The organism is Pseudanabaena sp. UWO310, from assembly GCF_006861605.1.
Lineage (GTDB): Bacteria > Cyanobacteriota > Cyanobacteriia > Pseudanabaenales > Pseudanabaenaceae > Pseudanabaena.
The window spans coordinates 16,442-35,744 of sequence record NZ_SELU01000047.1; the positions used below are offsets into that span (position 1 = coordinate 16,442).

Sequence of the window (19,303 nt, forward strand, 5' to 3'; positions counted from 1 at the left end):
CAATTTCCAAAAGTGTGGCTACACTTTTGGAAATTAAAAACCAAACCCAGTAAGGGTTATACCAAATCACAAAATGGCGTAGCCATTTTGTGATTTGGTGTAACCCTATAAAAAAGGAACCGATTTTTTGTAGCGCAGCTAAGCCACGCTACAAAAAATCGGTTCCTTTTTAAATTGCAGAATCCTTACAATCCTAATGCAGCTAAAATGTCACTGGCATGGGTGGATGTATTGATTGCAGTATCGACAAGAATTATTTTTCCTTCGGGGCTAATCACATAGGTGACACGCTTGGCATAACCACCACCATCAACATCATAAGCTTGGATCAACGCTTTGTTGATATCCGCCAATAATGGGAAATTGAGGTCGTATTTAGCAGTGAAGGCTTGATGGGCAGCTTCATCATCAGCACTGACTCCTAGAACCACCACATCTTTACCTTCGTATTGAGATTTGGCATCGCGGAAGCTACAGGCTTCTTTTGTACAACCGGGAGTATCGTCTTTAGGATAGAAGTACAATACTACGGTTTTTCCAGCAAAATCAGATAAAGATACTGTATTGCCGTTGGTATCTTGGGCGGTAAACGCTGGGGCATCTGTACCTACTGCTAGAGGCATAATTAACCTTTTGATATTTGTGGATAATGTTGGGATTTTAGCACAGCTAAAATTTTAGACAGTGTTAAGTAGTTCGGCATAATTAAAAAACAAAACCAGAAGAGCATACCGCCCGCGCAGCGGGCGGTATGCTCTTCTAGGTTTTAAGTTTACTTATGCCTAGCTACTTAGGTGATGTTTACGCAATTAACTGTTTCGCTGCTTCGATTTGAATTCTGACTTGGTCAAATCCAGTCCCACCATAACTATTCCGAACCTTGACCACCTGCGCGGGCGCGATCGCATCAACAATATCTGCCTCAAACTGGGGATGGAAGGTTTTCCAACGCTCAACGGATAGATCCTTTAGCAAGATTCCTTCACTGGTGCAGGTTTTGACCAACTTCCCAACCAATTGATAGGCTTCGCGGAAAGGCACTCCCTTAGAAGCCAGATAATCGGCAACATCGGTAGCATTAGAGAAATCCTCCGCAACAGCTTCGGCAAGGCGTTTGGGTTGAAATTCAATACCTTCTTCAACGAGAATCGTCATTGCTTCCAAACAAGCCCGAACGGTTACGACGGCATCAAAAATTCCTTCCTTATCCTCCTGCATATCTTTGTTATAGGCTAGAGGCAAGCCCTTGATAATTGTCAGTAAGCCTTGGAGATGTCCGAATACGCGCCCAGTTTTGCCGCGAACTAGTTCGGGTACGTCGGGATTTTTCTTTTGGGGCATAATGCTGGAACCCGTACTAACGCGATCGCTAAGCTTCACGAAACTAAATTCCTGCGATGACCAAAGAATGACTTCTTCAGAAAGGCGGCTCAAATGCACCATAATCAGGCTGGCGGCGCAAAGAAACTCTACCGCAAAATCGCGATCGGATACGCCATCAAGGCTATTACGAGCAACGGAACCAAAATCCAATAGCTCGGCTGTGTAATGGCGATCGATGGGGTGGGGCGTACCCGCCAAAGCCCCTGAACCAAGGGGGGAAACATTGACCCTTTGATAAATCTCATCTAGTCTCGTCCAGTCACGCTGAGCCATCTCGAAATATGCTAAAAGATGATGGGCGAGGCTAATGGGCTGGGCGCGTTGTAAATGGGTGTAACCAGGAATAAAAGTCTCGACATTTTGCTCGGCTTTATTGACAAGGGTTTGCTGCCAAGTTCTCAGGTCAGTCTGAATTTTGCGGATCTGGTCGCGCAAATATAACCTTACATCGGTGGCAACTTGGTCGTTGCGCGATCGCGCAGTATGCACCTTTTTACCCACATCTCCAATCAGATCAGTGAGGCGACGTTCCACGGCAAAATGAACATCCTCGGCATCAATTCCGGGATTAAAATCCCCTGCTCGATATTCTTGGCGGATCTGTTCTAGCCCGTTAACAAGCATCTCTCCTTCTTCAGCACTGATAATTCCTACTTTCGCCAACATGCGCGAATGCGCCTGCGATCCCGTAATGTCATATTCAATTAAATTAATATCAAAACTGATACTGGCATTAAATCTAGCGATCGCTGGATGCAGCGCGGTCTCGAATCGCTGACTCCAAGGTTGGGTGGCTGTTGGCTGGCTCATACAAAAAAACTGTAGTACTTGAAAGTTTAGTTTACTTTTTGACAAGAGGTTTTGCGCCTTTTTGTCATAAGTTCATTATTTAACCGCTTTCCCATCGCCTTTTTCGTACAGCACGGACAATGCTAAGTAGCTAATAAGAGAATGGTGGCGCTTCGCGCCACCATTCTCTTATTGGGCGACAGATAGCTATGAAAGTAATCTTTACAAAATTTTTCTACATCTAGTGTCTGCTATGATGCTAAGTGGTAATTTAAACGCTAGATTTGTTTATGGTGGCTCAAATTAAAACGACTCAGATCGAGACGCAGCAAACAAAAAATAATCATGATCGCCCCAATCAGACTAAGACTAACTCAACAGATTCTAACTCGCTCAAGGGCTCATCGATTGTGACTCCCCTTAAAGGTAATATTCAAGTCTTCATCGCGCCCCACCGCAATCTTTATGCTGACATCATCGCTCAAGCTTTGAGGGTAGCAGGTCAGGGCACTCAAGTATTACTCGTGCAACTTTTTCAAACGGGGATTAATCAAGGGTTGAATAATCCTCGTCGGCTAGTTGAAAATTTTGAGTGGATGCGTTGTGATGCTCAGCGCGACTTGTCTCAGCATGAGATCGTATTGACTGATGCCGAAAAAGTCGCAGTGCTAGACCTATGGGACTATGCCAAAGTAGCCATTAAGTCCTCGCCTATGGGTTTGGTCGTAATCGATGAGGTGGATTTGCTAGTTGAGCGATCGCTGATTTCTGAAGAGGAACTGTTGCATGTACTGGAAACGCGATCGCCGAAGGTCAATATTATCTTGACAGGGCGATCGATGCCATCAAGTATTTCTGACTACGCCGATCAAGTTACCCATCGCCGCAATTAGTTCAGGGGCAAGCTATATCCTCAAGATCCGAGCTTAAATGCTTCCAGAAATAGTCCGTAGGTGATGCCGAGCTTGAGTGAGTTTAACATCTCCGAAGTTAGGGGTCTGGGCGCTATAGTACCATCGCTGCGAGTTAATCGCTTTTGACTGTAGACAAAACGGTTGGTCAATTCTACAAAGAAAACCGTAATTGCTGCCGCAAGAATATCTAACTCAGATTTTGCGCCCGTGGAGGTAGAGATTACTGAGGCTAAAAAAAATCCTAGCAATAAACTTATCGCTATCAACGATGTTCGTCGCCAAGGATTACTCGACCACTGAGATAATCGTCTAATGTTGATATTCACAATCTGACTAAGACGAGTATTTTGCATGGGCTTTTTTAACTAATGTGAGTGGGAAGTCCCTCACCCTATCCGTTTACAGGATGGGTGACGGGATGAAAACGAACCAGAAAATAAATTGAGCGCTAGCGAATCCATGATAAAATAAGCATATCTTGACCACTAACTCCCAAAGTAAAAACCAAACTAAAGGGACGTGTTGCAAGGAAAATATAGGTCTTAGGAACTAGGACTTCTGCCTGTGGAGGGACGATAAGACTCGCTATATTTCGATATAGAAAGCTCATCCTAGTGAATCAGGAAGCCAGTGCTGTATGCGGAGCATCAGCGTCTGGTAGTTCACTCTTTGTAATTAAAGCAATAATTAGAATATAGCAATCCGAAATCATTTATAGCTGCCGCCAGTTTTGTCCTCATGCAGGAAGTTTAAGCATCTCTCAACTCATTTATACCAATTCCCAAAATGGCGTTGCCATTTTGGGAATCTCAAAACCTTACTGGGTTTGGTGTTTAATTCACAAAAGTGTGACAACACTTTTGTGAATTGGTATTACAGTAGTTTTCGATTGAAAGAACCATAAGAAAATTTTTGAAAGTGTTGCTTCGCAACACTTTCAAAAATTTTCTTGGTTTTGCTTTGAGCGCAAAGCGCTGTAGGATCGCTATAGCTCTATGAGTAATTTTCAATCAGCAATTTGAATTTAATGTCAAAAAAAGTTTTTATTACGGGTGCGAGTGGTTGCGTCGGTCATTATCTGATCGAGATGCTTCTAGAAAAAACTGATTACGACCTATATCTGTTAGTCCGCGATCGCCGCAAATTGCAAATTGATGTAAGCGATCGCCCCAATGTGCATATTATCGAAGACTCGATGCAGAATATTGGTAATTACAAAGCCCTGCTTCGTACGATGGAGTTTGTCGTCAGTACGGCCGCAGGTTGGGGCGGAGAAGAAGCCTTTGTGGTTAACCGCGATAAAACAATTGAGCTTTTTTCGTCACTCGATCCACAGGTGTGTGAACGGGCGATTTATTTCTCTACCGCCAGTATTCTTGATTCCCACAATCAGATCATTCCTGAAGCTGGCGAACTTGGGACAAATTATATTGCATCTAAACATGCCTGCTTGGAAACCTTAGAAAATTCTGTTATTCGCGATCGCCTCATTACCGTATTTCCCACGCTCGTTTTTGGCGGTGCAGAGAATAAGCCCTACTCCCATCTTTCCAAGGGGCTCAAGGATATTCTGAAATATGTGCCCTATGCCAGATTCTTAAAAACCGATGGCAGTTTCCACTTTGTCCATGCGATCGATATTGCTCAAATTGTCACTTACTTACTTACTGCGCCATCCGTGCCCCTAGCTCCTGCCCGATTAGTATTGGGAATGCAACGCCTCACGGCTCAGGATTTAATCGTTCAGTTCTGCGAATATTTAAATTTAAAAGTTGGTTGGCAATTTGAACTAACACCGTTTCTCGTGGATGCAGTTATCAAACTATTCCGTATCGAAGTTGCCGAATGGGATCGTTTTTGTATCGCTCAACGCCACTTTACCTACGATGTGGTTTCTCCTGAAACCTTTGGCATGGTTTCTCAATATCCGCGTCTCGCCAATTTGTTGGCAGAGGTCAAATAAAAAACAAAAATGAGTGGCGGCGCAAAGCGCCGCCACTCATCTAGCTATCTCTTAGAAACCATTTAAGAATTGGATAGATCCCCCCCAGCCCCCCTTAAAAAGGGGGGAGAATTAAATTCTTCCCCCTTTTTAAGGGGGATTGAGGGGGATCTCTTAGAGTTTTTGACCGCAGAAAGTAATTCTTAAATGGTTTCTTAAGTTTCTATAGCAGTCCCAAACCATTTTAGTAAGCCTCATGTTCCTGTATCCTTAATTATTAACTTTTTAACAAACTTGTAAACCAAGCGATCGCTATGCCTCAAGCGTATGTACTAGGACTGGGACAGTCGGGAATTTCTGCTGCAAAACTACTCAAAGCTGATGGTTGGCAGGTGACAGTTAGTGATAGTAATAACAGTCCTAGCCTAGAACAAAGGAAACAAGCTTTAGAATCAGAAGGAATTGCCGTTGAGCTTGGTGCTTTCCCCAACATTGCTCGATTAATCGAAGCGGGGCAAAATATCGATCTTGTGACAGTCAGCCCAGGAGTGCCTTGGGATCGTCCAGAAATTGAACAAGCAAGATCCCTAGGGCTTGATACCATTGGCGAAATCGAACTAGCATGGCGCTATCTCAAACATATTCCTTGGGTGGGCATTACAGGAACCAATGGCAAAACTACGGTCACATCATTAACGGCGGCAATTTTTCAGGCTGCGGGACTAAAGGCGATCGCCTGTGGGAATATTGGCTTTCCTGCTTGCGAAATTGCCTTGCAAGTATTACAAAACCAACTTAAACCCGATTGGATTATTGCGGAATTAAGTAGTTATCAGATTGAGTCTACCCAAACCGTATTGCCAGAAATTGGGATCTGGACTACCTTCACGCCCGATCACCTGAACCGTCACTATACTCTTGAAGCCTATCGGAATATCAAGGCAAGTTTGATCGATCGCTCAGCCCATATCGTTCTCAATGGCAACGATCCTAATCTATGTAAATTTGGGGCAGCTATGTGGCCAAAAGCCCTCTGGACTGGGGTTGACAATCAAGTTGTGGAAGCCCATACGGATGGTATTTGTATCAATGATGGGTGGGTCAAGTTTCGCGGAGAAGCCATTTTTCCGATTTCCCATTGGCAACTTTTGGGCAGGCATAATCGCCAAAACCTATTAATGTCAGTGGCGGCGGCGAAGTTGGCAGGAATCAGTTCCGAGCATATTGATTTTGCGATATCCCAATTTAAAGGTGTCCCCCATCGGCTGGAACATATCCGTTTGTATGAGGGAATTGCCTTTATTAATGACAGTAAAGCGACCAATTATGATGCTGCCGAAGTGGGCTTAAAAGCGGTAAAACCACCTGTGGTTTTGATTGCTGGCGGTCAACCCAAGCAGGGAGATGCAGATGCATGGCTAGAGCAAATTCGTCAAAGGGCGATCGCGGTTTTATTAATTGGAGAGGCTGCTCCATTATTTGCCGAAATGCTCAACGATGCAGGATTCAAAAACTATGAGATCGTGGAAACCCTAGAACGCGCAGTCAAACAGGCCGCCAAAATTGCCCATAGCCGCGCCCATAATCACCCTAGCCAGCCTCTGCCAACTGTGCTATTCTCGCCTGCATGTGCGAGCTTCGATCAGTTTGCTAACTTCGAGCAACGTGGCGATCGCTTCCGCCAACTCTGTCTAGATCTCGACTAAAAACGCCCATGACCCCATCTTTCCTCCCTAGAGATCTCGCAACTATCAATCTCTTCAAACGGCGCACCGTGCTGATCTGGATAATTTTAGCGGTGGCGATGCTGGGACTAGTGGTACGTCTAGTATATTTACAGGTCGTTACTTCGTCAGATTTGTTGGAAAAGGCAAGAAGGCAGCAAATGTTTACTTTGCGACCCTTTATCCCGCGACGGACGATCACCGATCGCAAAGGTGCAGTTTTAGCCTTGGATCGTCCTGTTTATACCCTTTTTGCCTATCCCCATTTATACAAAGAAAAGCCCGAAGAGATCGCTGCCAAACTTGCCCCGATTCTCAAGCGCCCAGCCGATAAACTGCTGAGCGTTCTCACCCGCGATACTACTTCCATTCAAGTGGAGTATTGGCTCTCGGAAGAAAGTTCCGATCGCATCTATAACCTGCGACTGGACGGTTTAGAACTCATTCAGCAACGCCATCGTCTCTATCCCCAACAGGATCTTGCTTCGGAAATCCTCGGCTATGTAAATGTCGATCACCGAGGACAGGCGGGCATCGAACTCAGCCAAGAAAAACTATTAGAACGTACGGATCAAGCGCCATCGGTCGCGCAGCAGGACGGCAATGGCAAATTTATTCCCAATCGCATTCCTGCGGGCATGATCAATAGCGATCGCACCAGCTTGCAAATGACGATCGATTCGCGGATCCAGCGCACAGCAAGACAGATCCTCAAACAACAGATGGTCAAGTTTAGTGCCAAGCGTGGAGCCGTGATCGTTATGGATGTGAGGGATGGCGGTTTACTTACCTTGGTAACCGAGCCCACCTACGACCCGAACCGCTATTATGAGGCGGATGTTAAACTCTTCAAAAATTGGGCGGTTTCCGATCTTTACGAACCTGGTTCGACCTTTAAGCCGCTTAATGTTGCGATCGCCATTGAATCGGGAGCGATTCAGCCCGATACGGTATTTAATGACGAGGGGGCGCTTACCATAGGTGGCTGGCCAGTGGCAAACTTTGACTACGAGCAAGTGGGTGCTGTTGGTCCTTTAAGTATCAGTCAAATCCTCCAGCGATCGAGCAATGTGGGGATGGTGCATATCATCCAGCGGATGAAACCATCGGTCTATTATGGTTGGTTAGAGCGCATTGGTTTAGGCGATATTTCAGGCATTGACTTGCCTTCCGAAACCCCCAGCACGCTCAAACCGCAAGAACAATTCATCGAATATGTAATTGAACCCGCGACGGCAGCCTTTGGGCAAGGTTTTTCCCTAACTCCAATTCAAATGGTGCAACTGCATGGGATTTTAGCCAGTGGCGGTAAGTTGCTCACGCCCCATGTGGTAAAGGGGTTAATTAACGAAGAAGGTGAAGAATACTATCAGCCTAAGTTACCGACTCCTCGCCAAGTTATTTCCCCAGCAACTACACAACGGGTTTTGGAAATGATGACGGATGTCGTAGAAAAAGGTACAGGTTTACCCGCACGCATTCCTGGCTACCGTCTGGCTGGTAAAACGGGAACTGCTCAAAAAGCATCTTCTACGGGTGGCGGCTATGCCAATGCCAAGATTACCAGCTTTGTCGGGATTTTCCCATCAAAAGAACCACGCTACGTCGTCATCGCTGTAATTGATGAACCCGTGGGTTCTGATGCCTTTGGTTCGACGGTAGCGGCTCCAATTGTCAAAACGGTGATCGAAGATATTATCGTTAGTGAAGGAATTCCTCCTAGCCATCCCGAGGAAGTTATTTCTAAAATTCCTACGATTCCCGATCCTCAGCCTTCTGTTTCTCCATCGCCTTCAGCATCGCCCACACAAGATGCGATACCTACCCCTAATACCACCCCCAACGCAACCCCAAGTCCTGAGCCCAAACCATCCCGCGATCGCCCTTAGAGCAACCCCGCAAAAAGGATGAGAGGCGGCGCTTCGCGCCACCACTCATCCTTTTTGCGGGTTGATATCGCAATCAATTCTGTGGATTAAGATTTGTTAAAATTTTGTTAAAATCAAGGGGTGATTTTAAACATTTAGGCAATAGCTGAATAATTGTTATGGCAAAGGTTGAGATTTATACATGGCGGATGTGTCCTTTTTGCATCAGAGCAAAGCATTTACTCGATAAGAAGGGGGTCAAGTACACCGAATATGTGATCGATGGCGATGAAACTGCGCGATCGGCGATGGTTAAAAGAGGTTCCGATGGTAAACGTTCTGTGCCACAAATTTTTATTAACGATCTCCATATTGGCGGTTGTGATGCTATTCATGATTTAGATTCTCAAGGTAAGCTCGATGCTTTGCTTGCTTAAGTTGGCAGATTAATGGAACTTACCCAAACCCCAAAGATGAGTAGCGGTGCTCCGCACCGCTACTCATCTTTGGGGTTTTATAGCTGCCACCAATTGTACTAGGACATAATACCAAATCACAAAATGGCATAGCCATTTTGTGATTTTAAAACCCTTACTGGGTTTGGTTTTCAATTCCCAAAAGTGTGGCTACACTTTTGGGAATTGGTATAAACCCCAAGAATTGACTGGCGGCGCGAAGCGCCGCCAGTCAATTCTTGGGGTTTGATTTGTCCTAAGTCAAGCGAATGTAGCAATCTACGAGAATATTAGCAATCATAGAGCTTAGCTTACCGATGAAGCAGGTGAGAGGTGTTTGTCTATAGTTGTACTGAATTCTTCGTAGGATTTAACGCCAATGATGGTATCCACTAATTCCCCTTCCTTAAAGAACATAACCGCAGGGATACTCCTCAACCCGAATTGTTTGGCTATGGACTTATTCGCATCAATATCAAGTTTCATAACTTTGGCGCGATCGCCATAGTTCTCAGCCAATCGATCGATCAAAGGAGAAATTACTTTACAGGGTCCACACCAAGCCGCAGTACAGTCCACCACGAGTAGGGCTGTATTGACACGTAAGGTTTCAAATTCGGTTGCATCTTGAATGAAAATAGCTGCGCTCATAATTTATTAATTTTTATTATTTTGGGTAGTGGTCTTGGTGATATTTTTTTAGTCTAAGGTGTTATGGAGCCTATTAGAACATCAACCCCAAAAGAGGGAGCGCGGCAACCCTCTTTTGGGGTTGATCTCCTGATATAGTTGATGGCAGCTAGGCATAAGAGAATTTAAGAGAAGTTATGGAATTTAATTATTGTTTCATAAAATTGTTTCATATTGTTTCATAAAGTGGTGATTGCCATAATTACAGCGTTCCATCGCAGTGTTTAATTGATTCGTTATAGATTGATTCATGGGCTTTAGCAGAAGCAAATAAATCAACCAAGGGATGGGGATAGTCAACCCCCAATCGAACTTTAAACCGTTGCTGCTCAATGGGTAAAAGCTGCCAAGGTCGATGAACCTTAGCGGCGGGAATTGCTTCTAGTTCAGGCAACCAATATTTGACATAGGTTCCTTGCGGATCGTAATCCTGCGATTGTTTGTGGATATTAAAGAACCTAAAGCCCCGCGCATCGTTCCCAATACCAGCAGTATAATTCCAATTGCCCCAGTTATTACAGGGATCGTAATCGATTAAGCGCGATTCAAACCATTCCGCGCCCATCCGCCAATCAATGCCAAGATTTTTAGTCAGAAAACTTGCCACATTTTGGCGACCGCGATTGGACATAAACCCCGTCGCCGCAAGTTCCCGCATATTTGCATCTACCAGTGGGAAACCCGTCTTTCCTGTTTGCCAAAGCTGAAATATCCGCCAATTCTGTTGCCAAGGTAGATCTATTCCCCTTAAGCCTTTACGCCCAAATAATTTATTGCCATATTTTGCCGTGACAAAATGGAAATAGTCTCGCCATAGGAGTTCAAAAATTAACCAGTAAGTCGAGTCATTAGCAAGGCGATCGCTTTCATACTTTTTGATTTGAGCGTAGATATAGCGCGGACTCAAACAGCCTAGGGCAAGCCAAGGCGAGAATTTAGAAGAATCGTCGGCTTCGAGCATTCCATTGCGAGTTTGTTTGTAAACTTGGAGGCGATCGCTACCCCAAAAGTAGTGATTGAGACGCTCGATCGCCGCAGTTTCCCCACCGCAAAACTGAAACTTCGCCTGCGCACATGGTAAAAATTCTTCAAGTCCCAACTTGGTGAGATGAGGAATTTCACCGATGTCAATGCTTTGAGGTAATGCGGGAAGGTGATCGACTAAAGGAAAAGGTTCTCGAATGATGAGATTGGCTTCAACCTGTTTACGAAAATGGGTAAATAGTTCAGGAAGATGCGCGATCGCAAAGGGGAGATCATCGTAATGGATCAGCGTTTTGCCCCAGAAGCCTTTAAAATCCACATTCTGCTTCGTAAAAATAGAATGTAATCGTCGTTCTAGGGATGTCTCCTCAGTCGCAATTTCGCGCTGATAGTAAATAGAAGTGATACCTAATTGTTGTGCTAGTTCGGGTAATACTAGTTCGGGTTTACCGATACGAACGATTAAATCGGAATTAAGCGATCGCAAATTTGCCCGTAAATCAATCACACTTTCAATGAGAAATTTGGCGCGAAATGCTCCCGTTTTCTCGAAACCAAAGGAAGTCTTCCCGAAGTGGTATGGATCGAAGCAATAAAAAGGAAATACCTCGGCATTCATCCGCTTAAAGGCTTCAGCGGCAAGGCTAAGGATTTCGCAATCATGCAATCTCAGGTCGTTCCGAAACCAAATTAAAATTTTTTGACAATGCATATTTCATTAATTAAAGGTAATACCAAATCACAAAATGGCGTAGCCATTTTGTGATTTTAAAACCCTTACTGGGTTTGGTTTTCAATTCCCAAAAGTGTAGCTACACTTTTGGGAATTGGTATAAAACCCCAAAAAGCTGTGGCGCGGTGTGCGCCACAGCTTTTGGCTTTACAATCACCTTTCTACGATTTGAAATTGGCGATTTAGTAAGTTCATACTTGCCGAGATAGTCAGGCTGATCGCTAAATATACAGCCATAATAATTAAAATGACATTGACAGGTCTTCCTGTTTGGTTGATCGTCGTCGATGCAATTCGATAAATATCGGTATAACCGATCGCGATCGCCAAACTAGAATTTTTAGCAATATTCACATATTGGCTAGTCAGGGATGGAATAATTACGCGTAGAGCCTGCGGCAAAATGATTTTTCGCATCGTCTGGAAGGCATTCATGCCTAGAGCTTTTGCCGCTTCCGATTGTCCTTTAGGCACAGAAAGAATGCCGCCACGCACAATTTCGGCAATGAAGGCGCTAGAAAACATGGTCAAGCCTAGCACGAGGGCGCAAAACTCCGAACTTAAGGTCATCTTCAAAGCTGCGATCGTGATGCCATCTTTTGCCAGAGTGGCAAAGCCGAGGGAGATGCGATCGCTACTGGAGGGAAGCGTCAAAAAGATCGCCGAGTACCAGAAAAATAGTTGTAATAATAGCGGCGTGTTGCGGAGAATTTCGACATAAACCCGCGCCAATTGTTTTAACAACCAGTTATTCGATAGCCTTGAAATACCGACGGTAACCCCAACGACTGAGGCGGAAATGATGCTCACCGCGATCGCCTTTAGCGAATTGAGCAGCCCGACTTGCAACGCGGTAGTATAACTATCTGAGGCTTTATAGGGGAAGGGTGAATCGGCAATATCAAAGGAAGCGGGATCGCTAAGAAAGTCAAAGCTGATGGCAAGCCCAGAGCTACGCATATTTCTGGCTAGGGTATTCCATGCCAAAATGCTGCAAGTAATAATAATTGCTAAAAAAAGTAATTGGAAAATCGTTCGCCAACTCCCAAAAAAATTCCAGAATTTTGTTTGGGAATTATTTGGGGAATGATTGGGTAGATTGTTCTGTAAGTTGTTTGAGAACTTTCCCTTACTTGCAGACATTGCTTGAATTGCTCACAATATGGATCGAATTTAAGTTTAGTATATAACAATCCTAAGTAATTCGTGAGTAGTCCCGTCTCCCTATGTCCAATTTATCTGCTGAAGGGGTGATCAAAATAGCTGTAGTTGGTGATGTGCATGATTTATGGCAACCCTTAGAAGATCGCTTAGCTCTTCAGTCACTGGATATTGATTTAGTTCTATTTGTCGGTGACTTTGGTAATGAGTCAGTAGAACTCGTGCGAACGATCGCTCACCTCGATCTTCCTAAAGCAGTGATTTTGGGTAATCATGATGCTTGGTTTACGGCTTCAAACAATCACAAAAAGCAATGTCCCTACGATCGCACCAAAGAAGATCGTGTCCAGCAACAGTTAGACATTTTAGGCAACATCCATGTCGGTTATAGCTGGCTTGATTTTCCCCAATTAAATCTTTCGGTAGTGGGTTCTCGCCCCTTCAGTTGGGGAGGTTCGCAATGGAAGAAAGAAACCTTTTATCGCGATCGCTTTAATATCAAAAACTTTATCGATTCAACCCAGCGTATCGTTGATGCGGTTGCTAGGACAGCCTGTGAAAATATAATTTTCTTAGGACATAATGGACCTTCTGGATTGGGCAGTGAGGAATATTCTATCTGTGGCAAGGATTGGAAACCCATTGGTAAGGACTATGGCGATCCCGACTTTGCCGATGCAATTGCCAGATCCTATCAAATGGATAAGAAAGTCCCCCTAGTTACCTTTGGGCATATGCATCACCATTTACGCCTCAATTCCCATCGCACCCGTGAGGCGATCGCCACAAACGACATGGGAACGATTTTCTTAAATGCCGCCTGTACACCACGCATCATCCACCGTCATGATGGCTATTACCGCAATTTCTCGATTGTAACGTTAAAGTCTGGGCGGATTTGCCAGATATCTCTCATATGGTTAAATTCGCAGCATCAAGTAATTAGTGAGAATATTTTATTCAGTAGCTAAGCTAGAAGAACGTTCCACCCGCGTAGCGGGCGGGACGCTCTCTGGTTTTGGTTTTACTTATGCTGAACTACTTACTCCCTTCCCGCTATAAAATTAGACATTAAAAACCAAGAATTAGCGTTGCGGCGCTTCGCGCCGCAACGTCTAATTTTTCACTGGGAAGGGAGTAAAAGTTGAACTTATGAAACCATAAAGTTTGCAGGATCTTGATCGCGGCGATGTCTGATTGGAATAGGTGGGCTTTGACGATCACCTGATAGAGAGGCCGTTTTTTCAAGAGCTTCCCGCAAACGCTTAGCAGCATAGATGGACATATCGCGGGGCACACTAATGCGATCGCGCAGATATCGCAAAGCAAGATCGCTATCGGGAGGTGGCATACATAGGCGATCGCCTGCCATATCGTTCATCATATTGGTTAACGCACAGCGTAAAGCGCGATCGCATAATTGATCATCCGCAGGATTGACCTTAATGATATTAGCGCGGTGCTTGATCACACGCTGGAGAGCTTCCTGCCGCGAGTTAGCAGGTTCGGGATAATTCACATCGGGTAGATCGAACCAAGACCCATAGTTTACTTTCGTTTGATTGATTCGCGCCTGTGGTTCTCCGTTCTCATAACATCCTCCCATCTGGGGTGGGAGATCATGTACGTGGGTATGGAAGTCACTTTGGGTTCCGCGATAGGTTGGACGACTTTCCATTGCATCAAACCAATCGGACATACGGGGATTCTCTTCGCGCATGGAGTAACCTTTGTAGTAATAGAGGCTGGCATTCATGCGCTCCACATAGGGTGTAAAAATTACATCCGCCGTACCAAAATTATCTAAAAAGTAGGGACTAGGCGTATTTCCTAAGGCTTCCTCTACCTTTGTCATGACTTCGCCAAACTGATGGCGATGACGTTGTTCTTGCTGTGCTGACATAACAGGACGACAAAGCCATTCACACCAAGCCCTAAATAATATCCTTTCTAATCTTCTAAGGGGAATTACTTGGGAATCATTCATTCCCTTGCCAAGAGTACCAAAGACTTTTTCTAACGCTATCAAAATATCGTCGCTTTCGGTAACGATTTTTCCATCTAAAGCGATCGCAGGTAGCATTCCCGATGGCACAATTTTTTTGTACCAAAGTTCCTTTTCGCCGTAGCAAAACATCGTTACTTTTTCAATGCGATAGGGAATTTGCTTTTCTTCTAACCATAGCCAAATCTTCTGGCAATAGGGACACCATGCATGATTATCCCGATATAAAGTAACCCTGACATCAGCCTCGGTATGTCCAAATAATCGCAATCTTGCTTGTGAATTAGTAGAACCATTAACTGTATCTATTTGGAAATCTGCAAAAGATTCTAGTTCTGTCCAGCTTAAAGGGTCGATAGTCATAGAAACTGAGTTATTAGCCAAGCAATTGCCTAAAAATTATAACATTCCCCGTTCTCGTACTTTATGCTGAATTAATAATTAAATTGATCGATTATAATCATTGATTAAGTAAGTGGGCATAATTAAAACCTTTGGCACACGCGCAGCGTGCGCCGCAAATTTTAGATCTGGATTTTAATTATATTATTTTTAGCTATTATTTTTAGTTAGTTTGAAGATCGAAGGGATTAGGGAACAGAAGCCCTCGCCAAAAACTTTAAAAATTGCAGTTATATATGTAGTTATATAGGCGTTTATCGCTTATCTATTGCAGATTATAAAATATTTAAATTGGAGATATGGCAATTCTAAATAGTTTGTGGAAATGCCCCCAAAAAGGGTAGCACTTCCACAAATCCAAAAATCTACAAATGGTTTAGGACTGCTATATTTAAATTGGAGCAATTGTGTATATTAAATATGTAGATTAAATGTGTGGATTAAATGTGTGGATTAAAGTAGATTAAATATATAGCTAAATATAGCTAAATTATATAGCTAAATCAGCAAGGGATTTTAATTATGATACTAGTTACAGTTGGCACTGAGCAGTATCCATTTAATTCGTTAATGGACTGGATTGGTTTGTTGATGCGAGAGGGGATTCTTAACGAAGAGGTATTTATCCAATATGGAGCATCTACGGATTTACCTGACAATGTAAGGATTGGTAAGTTAATTCCTGAAGCACAATTTAAGAGGCTCATAGAACAGTCGAGTGCTGTAATTGCCCATTGTGGGGAGGGTAGTGCCCTATTGTTAGAAGAATTTGACAAACCCTATATTCTGGTTCCCCGCACCGCCAAATTTCATGAGCATGTTGATGATCATCAATTGGAAATGGCTGAGGATTTGGAAAATCAGGGGGTGGCGATCGCTCGATCGCCTGCCGATTTAGCTAAGTTTTTAAAATTAATTACTATTCCCCATAACTCCCTTACTTTTACTGAAGATCGCGATTTATGTGAATATTTAAGCGATCGCTATTCCAGTGAAAACTATGACCAAATTATGTTGGTTTGCTCTTCAGGTGGACATTTTAAAGGGATGCGAGGCTTGAGCCAATATTGGCATAAATTTAGCAAAAGAAGTTGGATCACCTTTAAAACAGGTACTACCCAAACCGAGCTTAAAAATGAAAAGGCTTTTTGGGCCTATAGTCCCACCAATCGCAACCTACTTAACTTAGTGCGGAATTTACTATTAGCAATCAAGGTATTGCAGGAGGAACGACCATCGCTAATCGTCTCAACGGGGGCAGGGGTTGCCGTCCCTTTTTTGATCGTCGCCAAGTATCTCTGTAAAAGCAAAATAATTTTTGTTGAATCAAAGACTCGCATTCGCGATCTCAGTCTTTCCGCAAAATTGTTGCGATCTTGGAAAGTCCTCGATTTGCTGATCGTTCGCGCTAAAGAAATCGCCGATCTCTATCCCGAATCAGTATATATTCCCACGGGTAACGAGCAAGAACCCAGTAAATTTGGGTTGAGAGATGTCCAAATCACTAACTTTAATGACACGGTTTTAATAAGTACTCCTCCCAATATTCTCAGTACTGAATCAAGAAAATTAAAAGAAGACTTTACGCAACTATGCCAAGAGGGAGAAAATTTTCGGAAAATAATTCTGGATATGTCTAAAACCGAATTTATTGATAGTTCGGGATTGGGGGCTTTGATCTCCTGTTTAAATGTGCTGCGGCAGAGCGATCTGCAATTGGGTAAACCCGAACCCACTGAATTAGTCCTGTGGAGCGTGAATCCGCAAGTATTATCACTTCTGAAGATGACCAAAATGGATAGGGTCTTCTCCATTGAAGCATCCGCCCGCACTAATCGATTAGCAAATAGCAATCATCAGCGATCGCTAGATCGCCCCCATCGCATTTCCATATTTCTATATCGGCTCTACCAATCCCTGATTGACCTTCCCATCCTATGTGCGATCGCCTATGGGATGTACTTTTTCTATCCTGCGATCGAGCTTGATCCCGCCTTACCCTTACATCCCTCCGTTCGCAGCTTCCCCAAACGGTTGATCGATATCTTGGGCGCGTTGGTTGGCTTGAGCATCACCGCTCTGATCTTCATCCCCATTGCGATCGCGATCAAACTTGAGAGTCGGGGATCGGTTCTTTTTAAGCAGAGTCGTGCGGGAATTATGAGCAAACCCTTTGGGATTTGGAAATTTCGCTCAATGGTCAAAAATGCCGAAATGCTGAAGCAAAAGGTCGTCAATGAGATTGCCGATTCCACCGATGGAAAATCCGACAGCGATAGTGGTAAGTTTTTTAAAAATAGTAACGATCCCCGCATTACCAAAGTGGGGAAATTATTAAGGAAAACTAGTTTAGATGAGTTTCCTCAATTTTGGAATATTCTCGTCGGAGACATGAGTCTAATCGGCACGAGACCGCCTACTTTTGCTGAGATCGGCTTGTATGAAATAGAAAATGAGTACACGGATGAAAAACTAACCGAATGGAGTCGCCTAGATGTCCGTCCTGGATTGAGTGGTTTATGGCAAGTCAGCGGTCGTTCCACCGTGAGAAGTTTTGAAGAGGTAATCGGCTTTGATTTAACCTACAAACAAAATTGGAGCCTAAAATACGATCTCTGGCTAATTTGGCAAACCGTAGCCGTCTTGTTGAAGCGCAACAATGGAGCAGTTTAAGTATCTAAGCTGTCGCTGTACCCCCAAGAATTGACTGGCGGCGCGAAGCGCCGCCAGTCAATTCTTGGGATTTATGTCCTAAGCTATAAGTACTTATACCAAATTACAAAATGGCTACGCCATTTTGTAATTTTAAAACCCTTACTGGGTTTGGTTTTCAATCCCCAAAAGTGTAGTCACACTTTTGGGAATTGGTATTAGGTTACAAAAGATGAGTGATAGCGCTTCGCGCCACCACTCATCTTTTAGGAATTAAGAGATAGTTTCCGAATAAACTTCGATCGCTGGGTTTTCGTCATGATCTTTCTCTTTTTCAATATGTTTGCTCTGAGTGCCGATGCCGATCATGACTAAGCCCGGCCAGAATAAATAGGCTAAAATCTCTAAATTCTCGCCAAAGGTGTAAAAGAATAGCACCATCACCATACATAATCCGACCTTGGCAGGAATACTCCTCTGGGATAGATAAAGCATATGGATAAACTCACAGCCAAGAGGAATTGCAAGGGATAAGTAACCTACTATTCCCTTAACATACAACAGTCCAAACCAACTATGATGGGAGCCAATAGGCATAAACTCCACCATATGTGGACCTTTGACAACAACGCCATGCCCCCAGATGGGAGCTTCTTTTTCCCAGCGATATAGAGCAATTCTTCCCAAAGCAGCCCGTACTCGTGAAGAATCCTTTCTTGCCGCTGTAAACATGGCGGAAAAATTTTGGATTGCCTCAGAGATCTGATTGGTGCTAATACTGATCAAGAAACTGGCAAATCCACTAGCAATCAGGGTCGGGGGGCGACTAAGTTTTGACAAGTATAGACTCATCAACCACACCGCAGGTAGGCAAATTAAGGCTAAGCGGGAGGCCGAAATTTGGCAGATGACAACGCATCCAGCAATTCCTAACCAACGTAACTTGCGGTCTTTTTCTTGAATAACCATAAAAAAATAGATGTTTGCCACAAAGCCTGCGGCAGGAGCCCAAGGAGTATATAGCCGCCATCTTGGCTTACCTTCGCCAGGATCGATTTCATAGAGCATTACCTCAAAGAAAGCGTCACTTGGCCCCCCGACTGCCCTGAGCGGCGAAACATATAGCTTTTGAGGCAGGTGTAGATAAAAAGCAAGCACTAAGGGAATAGATACTAATAGACTAGTCCGACATACAAGCGCCGAAGCGCGGTACATTAACTCTGGTCGAATTTTTAAACATCCAACCAGAGGATAGAGGGCCAGTAAAGCCCAGCCCTTTGCCCAACCAATCGTGGATTTGATGATTTCCCCTAGCCCTAAATAATTATTCAGATGTCCGATTACTAGGGCAACTTCCATCATGAGCATCCCCCCAATCCATACCCAAATTGACCAAGGAATTTCAATTTTGTCCTCTTGGGGAGTCTGCTCGTCCTGTTTCCATAACTCACGACAGAGATGAAAAAATAAAATCCAAGCAACTGCGGCTCCAACGATATACAATCCACCGATCACATAAAACCAATAGGTCCAGATAATCGCAAACCAGACAATGCGTTCGGCAAAATTTTGTGGTTGGATATTCTCTCTTTTCATTAAGT

15 protein-coding genes are annotated in these 19,303 nt (G+C 44.0%); 7 read left to right on the plus strand and 8 right to left on the minus strand.

Translation table 11 applies throughout. The features are described 5' to 3' along the window. Positions 1-185: 185 nt before the first annotated feature. Both PseudUWO310_RS15530 and argH read right to left on the minus strand, forming a co-directional pair. The gene (locus tag PseudUWO310_RS15530; protein WP_142602819.1) at positions 186-623 is read right to left on the minus strand and encodes a peroxiredoxin; all 438 of its coding nucleotides are present in this window, start codon (positions 621-623) and stop codon (positions 186-188) included. 178 nt (positions 624-801) lie between these two features. Beyond that, positions 802-2,193: an argininosuccinate lyase gene (gene argH, locus PseudUWO310_RS15535; RefSeq protein ID WP_142602821.1), complete on the minus strand. Its 1,392-nt coding sequence runs from the start codon at positions 2,191-2,193 to the stop codon at positions 802-804. A gap of 269 nt (positions 2,194-2,462) precedes the next feature. Here argH and PseudUWO310_RS15540 point away from each other — a divergent pair, with 269 nt between their 5' ends. Further along, complete coding sequence (locus PseudUWO310_RS15540; RefSeq protein ID WP_142602824.1) at positions 2,463-3,065, plus strand: cob(I)yrinic acid a,c-diamide adenosyltransferase; 603 nt, start codon at positions 2,463-2,465, stop codon at positions 3,063-3,065. Between the two features lie 20 nt (positions 3,066-3,085). Here the strand turns inward: PseudUWO310_RS15540 and PseudUWO310_RS15545 are convergent, their stop codons facing one another. Continuing rightward, positions 3,086-3,439, minus strand: a complete 354-nt coding sequence (locus PseudUWO310_RS15545; RefSeq protein ID WP_142602826.1) for a DUF565 domain-containing protein — start codon at positions 3,437-3,439, stop codon at positions 3,086-3,088. Between the two features lie 674 nt (positions 3,440-4,113). Here PseudUWO310_RS15545 and PseudUWO310_RS15550 point away from each other — a divergent pair. From PseudUWO310_RS15550 to grxC, 4 genes are all read left to right on the plus strand, one after another. Then, the gene (locus PseudUWO310_RS15550) at positions 4,114-5,049 is read left to right on the plus strand and encodes an NAD-dependent epimerase/dehydratase family protein (RefSeq protein WP_142602828.1); all 936 of its coding nucleotides are present in this window, start codon (positions 4,114-4,116) and stop codon (positions 5,047-5,049) included. A 293-nt stretch (positions 5,050-5,342) separates the two neighbouring features. Next, the gene (murD, locus tag PseudUWO310_RS15555; RefSeq protein WP_142602830.1) at positions 5,343-6,734 is read left to right on the plus strand and encodes a UDP-N-acetylmuramoyl-L-alanine--D-glutamate ligase; all 1,392 of its coding nucleotides are present in this window, start codon (positions 5,343-5,345) and stop codon (positions 6,732-6,734) included. Positions 6,735-6,742: 8 nt separating this feature from the next. Continuing rightward, positions 6,743-8,641, plus strand: coding sequence for a peptidoglycan D,D-transpeptidase FtsI family protein (locus tag PseudUWO310_RS15560; RefSeq protein WP_142602832.1), 1,899 nt, complete (start codon positions 6,743-6,745; stop codon positions 8,639-8,641). Positions 8,642-8,799: 158 nt separating this feature from the next. Then, the gene (grxC, locus tag PseudUWO310_RS15565; RefSeq protein WP_009626108.1) at positions 8,800-9,057 is read left to right on the plus strand and encodes a glutaredoxin 3; all 258 of its coding nucleotides are present in this window, start codon (positions 8,800-8,802) and stop codon (positions 9,055-9,057) included. A gap of 324 nt (positions 9,058-9,381) precedes the next feature. Here grxC and trxA read toward each other — a convergent pair whose 3' ends face one another. From trxA to PseudUWO310_RS15580, 3 genes are all read right to left on the minus strand, one after another. Continuing rightward, complete coding sequence (trxA, locus tag PseudUWO310_RS15570) at positions 9,382-9,726, minus strand: thioredoxin (protein ID WP_142602834.1); 345 nt, start codon at positions 9,724-9,726, stop codon at positions 9,382-9,384. A 241-nt stretch (positions 9,727-9,967) separates the two neighbouring features. Beyond that, entirely contained in the window at positions 9,968-11,461 is a 1,494-nt protein-coding gene (locus tag PseudUWO310_RS15575; RefSeq protein WP_142602837.1) for a DASH family cryptochrome, read from the minus strand. Between the two features lie 174 nt (positions 11,462-11,635). Next, a complete protein-coding gene (locus PseudUWO310_RS15580; protein WP_142602839.1) occupies positions 11,636-12,625 on the minus strand; it encodes an amino acid ABC transporter permease in 990 nt (329 codons plus the stop codon). Between the two features lie 83 nt (positions 12,626-12,708). Between PseudUWO310_RS15580 and PseudUWO310_RS15585 the strand changes: the two genes are divergently transcribed. Next, positions 12,709-13,614: a TIGR04168 family protein gene (locus PseudUWO310_RS15585; RefSeq protein ID WP_142602841.1), complete on the plus strand. Its 906-nt coding sequence runs from the start codon at positions 12,709-12,711 to the stop codon at positions 13,612-13,614. Positions 13,615-13,793: 179 nt separating this feature from the next. Here PseudUWO310_RS15585 and PseudUWO310_RS15590 read toward each other — a convergent pair whose 3' ends face one another. Beyond that, positions 13,794-15,011 (minus strand): glutathione S-transferase family protein, encoded by a 1,218-nt coding sequence (locus PseudUWO310_RS15590; protein WP_190316044.1) that lies wholly within the window; start codon positions 15,009-15,011, stop codon positions 13,794-13,796. Between the two features lie 561 nt (positions 15,012-15,572). Between PseudUWO310_RS15590 and PseudUWO310_RS15595 the strand changes: the two genes are divergently transcribed. After that, positions 15,573-17,723: a sugar transferase gene (locus tag PseudUWO310_RS15595; RefSeq protein WP_142602843.1), complete on the plus strand. Its 2,151-nt coding sequence runs from the start codon at positions 15,573-15,575 to the stop codon at positions 17,721-17,723. Between the two features lie 252 nt (positions 17,724-17,975). On the opposite strand, the gene PseudUWO310_RS15600 is transcribed toward PseudUWO310_RS15595, so the two are convergent. Next, positions 17,976-19,298, minus strand: a complete 1,323-nt coding sequence (locus PseudUWO310_RS15600) for an O-antigen ligase domain-containing protein (RefSeq protein ID WP_142602845.1) — start codon at positions 19,296-19,298, stop codon at positions 17,976-17,978. Between the last annotated feature and the right edge of the window lie 5 nt (positions 19,299-19,303).

What these genes read in the sequence shown, in the direction of transcription:
- PseudUWO310_RS15595 (WP_142602843.1), top strand. Translation starts at nt 15,573, where the DNA reads ATGATACTAGTTACAGTTGGCACTGAGCAGTATCCATTTAATTCGTTA.
- PseudUWO310_RS15545 (WP_142602826.1), bottom strand. Translation starts at nt 3,439, where the DNA reads ATGCAAAATACTCGTCTTAGTCAGATTGTGAATATCAACATTAGACGA.
- murD (WP_142602830.1), top strand. Translation starts at nt 5,343, where the DNA reads ATGCCTCAAGCGTATGTACTAGGACTGGGACAGTCGGGAATTTCTGCT.
- PseudUWO310_RS15575 (WP_142602837.1), bottom strand. Translation starts at nt 11,461, where the DNA reads ATGCATTGTCAAAAAATTTTAATTTGGTTTCGGAACGACCTGAGATTG.
- PseudUWO310_RS15590 (WP_190316044.1), bottom strand. Translation starts at nt 15,011, where the DNA reads ATGACTATCGACCCTTTAAGCTGGACAGAACTAGAATCTTTTGCAGAT.
- PseudUWO310_RS15580 (WP_142602839.1), bottom strand. Translation starts at nt 12,625, where the DNA reads ATGTCTGCAAGTAAGGGAAAGTTCTCAAACAACTTACAGAACAATCTA.
- PseudUWO310_RS15540 (WP_142602824.1), top strand. Translation starts at nt 2,463, where the DNA reads ATGGTGGCTCAAATTAAAACGACTCAGATCGAGACGCAGCAAACAAAA.
- argH (WP_142602821.1), bottom strand. Translation starts at nt 2,193, where the DNA reads ATGAGCCAGCCAACAGCCACCCAACCTTGGAGTCAGCGATTCGAGACC.
- PseudUWO310_RS15585 (WP_142602841.1), top strand. Translation starts at nt 12,709, where the DNA reads ATGTCCAATTTATCTGCTGAAGGGGTGATCAAAATAGCTGTAGTTGGT.
- PseudUWO310_RS15560 (WP_142602832.1), top strand. Translation starts at nt 6,743, where the DNA reads ATGACCCCATCTTTCCTCCCTAGAGATCTCGCAACTATCAATCTCTTC.
- grxC (WP_009626108.1), top strand. Translation starts at nt 8,800, where the DNA reads ATGGCAAAGGTTGAGATTTATACATGGCGGATGTGTCCTTTTTGCATC.
- PseudUWO310_RS15530 (WP_142602819.1), bottom strand. Translation starts at nt 623, where the DNA reads ATGCCTCTAGCAGTAGGTACAGATGCCCCAGCGTTTACCGCCCAAGAT.
- PseudUWO310_RS15600 (WP_142602845.1), bottom strand. Translation starts at nt 19,298, where the DNA reads ATGAAAAGAGAGAATATCCAACCACAAAATTTTGCCGAACGCATTGTC.
- PseudUWO310_RS15550 (WP_142602828.1), top strand. Translation starts at nt 4,114, where the DNA reads ATGTCAAAAAAAGTTTTTATTACGGGTGCGAGTGGTTGCGTCGGTCAT.
- trxA (WP_142602834.1), bottom strand. Translation starts at nt 9,726, where the DNA reads ATGAGCGCAGCTATTTTCATTCAAGATGCAACCGAATTTGAAACCTTA.